General features: G+C 60.3%; 6 protein-coding genes. 1 reads left to right on the top strand and 5 read right to left on the bottom strand.

Annotation, left to right across the window (positions count from 1 at the left end; all coding sequences use genetic code 11):
- From H1Y01_RS05620 to trxC, 3 genes are all read right to left on the bottom strand, one after another.
- Positions 1-222, bottom strand: a 222-nt coding sequence (locus tag H1Y01_RS05620; RefSeq protein WP_180539337.1) for a CDGSH iron-sulfur domain-containing protein, incomplete at its 3' end; no start/stop codon positions are given.
- A gap of 264 nt (positions 223-486) precedes the next feature.
- Entirely contained in the window at positions 487-1,329 is an 843-nt protein-coding gene (locus tag H1Y01_RS05615) for a hypothetical protein (RefSeq protein WP_180539335.1), read from the bottom strand.
- 41 nt (positions 1,330-1,370) lie between these two features.
- Positions 1,371-1,805, bottom strand: a complete 435-nt coding sequence (trxC, locus tag H1Y01_RS05610) for a thioredoxin TrxC (protein WP_180539334.1) — start codon at positions 1,803-1,805, stop codon at positions 1,371-1,373.
- A 127-nt stretch (positions 1,806-1,932) separates the two neighbouring features.
- Here trxC and H1Y01_RS05605 point away from each other — a divergent pair, with 127 nt between their 5' ends.
- Complete coding sequence (locus H1Y01_RS05605) at positions 1,933-2,403, top strand: hypothetical protein (protein WP_180539332.1); 471 nt, start codon at positions 1,933-1,935, stop codon at positions 2,401-2,403.
- On the opposite strand, the gene fumC is transcribed toward H1Y01_RS05605, so the two are convergent.
- On the bottom strand, positions 2,404-3,843 hold the full coding sequence (fumC, locus tag H1Y01_RS05600) for a class II fumarate hydratase (protein ID WP_180539330.1): 1,440 nt from the start codon (positions 3,841-3,843) through the stop codon (positions 2,404-2,406). It lies immediately after the preceding gene.
- Between the two features lie 67 nt (positions 3,844-3,910).
- On the bottom strand, positions 3,911-4,769 hold an 859-nt coding region (locus H1Y01_RS05595), incomplete at its 5' end, for a S53 family peptidase (protein ID WP_180539329.1).

Here is a 4,769-nt window from a genome sequence, read left to right as displayed (position 1 = left end):
CACGGGAGGAGGCAACTCCCGCGCCACCACCTGATCCTGAAATCCGATTCGAGCGTGCGAGCCGTCGCAGAACGGCTTGTTCATCGATGCCCCGCAACGGCACAACGAAATTTTGGTTCGTCCCGCAAGGCCGAACGGCGTATTCAGCGGATCGACGATCTCAAAATCTCCTTCAACTAGAATCGATCCATCGTTCTTTACAGTGAGCTTAGCGGCGGCCATGAGGGAAGTCCCGATTATCGCACGCGGGCTGTCGCAGACCGTCCAACCGCTCCGTGGCCGTCGCGGCTCGGAACACTGGGTTCGGCATGACCCGTTCGGCCGGGCGAAACGGCGTATGTTGGGGTCATTTTCAAGCAAACCGTATAGCCCCACTCCGAGCCCGACCGAAAGGGAGGGTCTGTCGGCCTAGCCGCGTGGAACGGTGTATGCCGGGTGACACTTTCATGGAAGCCGCGACAGCAATGGAGCGGTCTACCACGCAGACTACTTCTTCGGAGCGAGCGGCGGCGCGTTCTGTGTCGGAGGCGTACTGGCGCCGGGCGTGCTTGTACCCGGAGCTTCGTCTCCGTACTGAATACTCGTGTCCGCCCTGAACTGCTTGTAATCCTCGTACTTCACGACCATCTTGATGCGCTGCGGGCCCTCTTTGAAATGCAGCGTATCGTTGCCGATCGTATAAGTCGGGAACCAATACTTGCCGTCGATCTGCTCGCGATACGTCTCGAACTTCGGGAATTGATTGTCGTCGCTCTTCTTTAGGCGGCCAACACCCTTGCCATAAGTCTTGACGATCTGAAGATCGCGGTCATCCACCCAGATCTGGCCCTCGAAATATCGCTGGCCCTTTACCATCTCCTTGGGGCGCACGGCGAATAAATAGCAGGGAATTTCATCCACCTGTTCGCGACCGATGTAATTCACGATGTATTGATCGATCGTTTCGGCATTCAAGACGAACGGCTGGACGTTGCGTAGATCCTGTTCATCCTCGGGCGTTAGCAGGATTTTCTTTAACGTGTTCGGCGGTGCTTTTACGACCCGCTCGGTCCGCTTGCCGTCCGGCGTAAACGTGATGTCTTCGACCATCTCGTACTTGCCGCCTTCCGGATTGCCATCCGCGTCCAGCTCAAGAATCTTGACCGTCTGCCGGTACGTGTAGTTATTCCGCGCCTTCAGGAAAGCCGACTCCTTAGCGGAAAACTGACGAATGATCTCCTGGGGATTCACCGGCGCCGCCGCGGTAGAGGGGGCGCTATCGGCCGCGGCGCAAGCCGAAACCGCCAGCGCGAACAGACAGAAGCCGGCGGGAAAACAGATTCTTTGCATAGGGCTCTGCTCTAATTTTGACGCAATCCGGGAGAAAAGTGTTACCCCGGTGCCGATTCAGCCTCGATCCATCGTCGCATTTCAGCGCGCGGCGCCAGACCGGCCCGCCGGAACACGGGCTTGCCGTTGCGGAACACCATGAAGTTCGGGATGCTCTGGATCTGATAGCGCGCCGACAGCCCTTGCTCGGCTTCGGTGTCAACCTTCAGAACCAGCGCTCGCCCAGCCAACTCATGCGCGAGCGCTTTGACCTCTGGCGCGGCCATACGGCAGGGGCCGCACCAAGCTGCCCAGAAATCCACCAGGACCGGAACGCGCGCGCCGCCGATGATCTCGTCGAACTCGGCGGTTGTCACGTCCAGCGGTTCGCTCGCGGGTTCGAGCGCAGTTTTGCACGCGCCGCATCGGCCCTGGTCGGCCAGGTGAGCAGCGGGAATGCGGTTTTTCGCACGGCAGGAAGGGCAAATCCGGATCATACGGTTCAGCCTGCGTGTCTTGGGCCAAAACCCCTCACCCTCTTGAAACTGCTGGATTAAAAGGAATTAGCATTTCGAAACTCGACCGTCGCGCTTCGCGTTCATACGCTCAGGAAGGGATTTACAAATGCGAACACTACAGAATCTACTTATCGTTGCCGGCGGCCTCGCGCTGCTGGCCCAAGGGACGGCGCTGGCGGACACGCCCGGCCATCACCCACACTACCTTCATGCCCGCGGCGACTTACAAGAAGCGAGGGCGCTGTTACGCGGCCCGATGCCTCCGAATGTTCAAGCCGACCTACAGGCGGCCGACCACGAGATTGAGGGTGCGATCCAAGAATTGAATCGGGCCGCTTGGGCGGACGCTAAAGACGTTATGAGCCGTGCGCATCCCGATTCGCACCCGGATCCCGTCGGCCGCTTCCGCAACCTCATGAAGCTACTGACGAGAGCCCGTAAGGATCTGGCCGCTGAAGAGGACAACCCGGCCGCAATGGGTTGGCGCGACGGTGCTTACCGGCATATCGATGCAGCGATCAGCTTCGTTCGGCGCGGGGCAACCGATGCTCATTACGACCGGCAGTTGGGCTGGTAACTAGTCGTTAATGGCGCGCGCCGGAAGCGGATGGGTCATCTCTTCCGGCCGCACCCAGCGATCGAACTCTTCGGGCGTCACGAAACCGAGCTTCAAGGCCGCGTCGCGCAGGTTCAGTCCCTCGCGGTGCGCGGTTAATGCAATCTTCGCGGATTTCTCATATCCGATATGCGGATTGAGCGCGGTAACCGTCATCAGCGACTCTTCCAGATGCTGACGGATGCGCGCTTCTTCGGGCTCGATGCCGCGCGCGCAATGCTCGTCGAACGAGCGGCAGCCTTCAGCCAACAGTTGTGCAGAAATGAGCACATTGTGCAGCATGACCGGCTTGAAAACATTCAGCTGGAAATTGCCTTGCGATCCGCCAAACGCAACCGCGGCGTCGTTTCCGAAGACCTGTACCGCGACCATGGTGAGCGCTTCGGACTGCGTCGGATTAATCTTCCCCGGCATGATCGATGAGCCTGGTTCGTTCTCGGGGATACGCAACTCTCCGATACCCGCGCGCGGACCGGACGCGTACCATCGAACGTCGTTGGCAATTTTCATCAACGCTCCGGCGAGCGTGCGCAGCGCGGCGCTCGCGTTCACCATCGCGTCATGTGCTGCGAGCGCAGCAAACTTATTCGCGGCGGCGGTGAACGGTTGTCCGGTTTCACTGGCGATGTAACGCGCGGAGGTGTCGCCGAACCGCTCATCGGCGTTCAGTCCGGTGCCGACCGCCGTCCCGCCGATGGCCAGTTCGAAGAGACCTTCTACGGCGTGTTCGATGGTCTGAACGGCCGCATCCAGTTGCGCGACCCAGGACGAAATCACTTGGCCCAGCGTGATCGGCGTGGCGTCCTGCAGGTGCGTGCGTCCAACCATGACCACGTGCATGAAGGCGCGTGCTTTGTCGTCGAGTGTGTCGCGTAGCGCTCGCACCGCCGGGATCAACGTATGGGCAATCTCACCCGCGGCGGCGATGTGCATCGCCGTTGGAAATGTGTCGTTCGATGACTGACTCTGATTTACGTCGTCGTTGGGATGGATGGGCTTCTTCGATCCGACGACACCCCCGGCCAGCTGAATCGCGCGGTTCGCGATTACCTCGTTGGCATTCATGTTGGTCTGCGTGCCCGAGCCGGTTTGGAAAACGACCAGGGGGAACTCGCTATCGAGTTTTCCTTCGATGACTTCGTCCGCCGCCCGCACGATGAGATCCACCTTTTCGGGCGGAAGCGAGCCGAGTTCGCCGTTCGCCAGCGCCGCGGCCTTCTTCAAAATGCCAAAAGCGCGGATGACGGGCCGCCCGAAGCGAAAGCGGTCGACGCCGATTTTGAACAGGTCGATGGAGCGTTGGGTTTGCGCGCCCCAGAGATGGTCGGAAGGAACGCGGACTTCTCCGAGGGCGTCCTTATCGAGGCGGAAGGCCGGCGCGCCAGAGTTGTTAGAAGGCATCCAATCGGAAGAGTATCAAAATCGGGCGACGGCTCCGGTTGGAACCGCCGCCCTTCAGCAGCCGCGCCTAGGTTGTAGGCTTGGTTTTATCCGCCGGAGTGTTCAGGAACGCGTTCAATAAGGCCGTGCCGTTCGGACTGCCCAGACCGGTGCATGCATCCCAACCGGGGCCCGCCGTGTAAGCGCCGTTAGTTCCGAGAATGATGTCGCGGAACGTAGTCTCGGCAAATGTGTATAACTTGGGGTTGGCAAAGCCGACGGGCGCCCCAAGCTTTTGATTAATCAACGCAAAGAGCCCGGCCCATAGAGGCGCGACGGCGCTCGTACCGCCGATCACAGTCTGCTGCCCGTCTACGCGGACAATGTAACCGGAGATCGGATCCGCATCGCCCGAGACATCCGGAACTCCGCGCCCCATGGCCCCGGTCTGCTGCTGCGCGGGAATCTTAGTCTTCAATTGATAGTCGGGAACGGGGAAACAGAGACTGACGCCGCCGCCCGTTCCGCCGTTGCCTGAACTTAGTTCGTTCCAGGTAACTTCACTAGCGATGGTGCTGCCGGAAGCGATCACTTTCGTGCCGCCGCAGGAGAGTACCCAGGGGCTCGAAGCCGGGAAATCGACGTGAAGAGCTCCATCTCCCACTCCGTCATCCGCGCCGCTATCGCCCGCGGCGACCGTCACGGTGATGCCGAGCGCCGCGGCGTCTTCGAAAGCCGTGTTCATAGCGCCGCGCGCCTGATCGGTCCAGGAATCTTCAGGGCCTCCCCAGCTGATGGAAAGGATTGAAGGATTGTTGACAGTATCGTGAGACGCGGTCGTGATCGCGTCGAGAAATCCTTGGTCCGTGTTGGCAGCGAAGTAGACCGCGATTTTCGCGCCGGGAGCGACCGATCCCGCGACTTCAATGTCCAGCATGACTTCTCCG

Source organism: Nevskia soli (genome assembly GCF_903970205.1).
Classification (GTDB): domain Bacteria; phylum Acidobacteriota; class Terriglobia; order Bryobacterales; family Bryobacteraceae; genus Bog-113.
Note: the sequence above shows the minus strand (reverse complement) of the source record. Positions and strands in the feature narration are given on the sequence as shown.

Coding starts and splice junctions, on each gene's coding strand:
- H1Y01_RS05615 (WP_180539335.1), bottom strand. CDS start 1,329: ATGCAAAGAATCTGTTTTCCCGCCGGCTTCTGTCTGTTCGCGCTGGCG.
- trxC (WP_180539334.1), bottom strand. CDS start 1,805: ATGATCCGGATTTGCCCTTCCTGCCGTGCGAAAAACCGCATTCCCGCT.
- H1Y01_RS05605 (WP_180539332.1), top strand. CDS start 1,933: ATGCGAACACTACAGAATCTACTTATCGTTGCCGGCGGCCTCGCGCTG.
- fumC (WP_180539330.1), bottom strand. CDS start 3,843: ATGCCTTCTAACAACTCTGGCGCGCCGGCCTTCCGCCTCGATAAGGAC.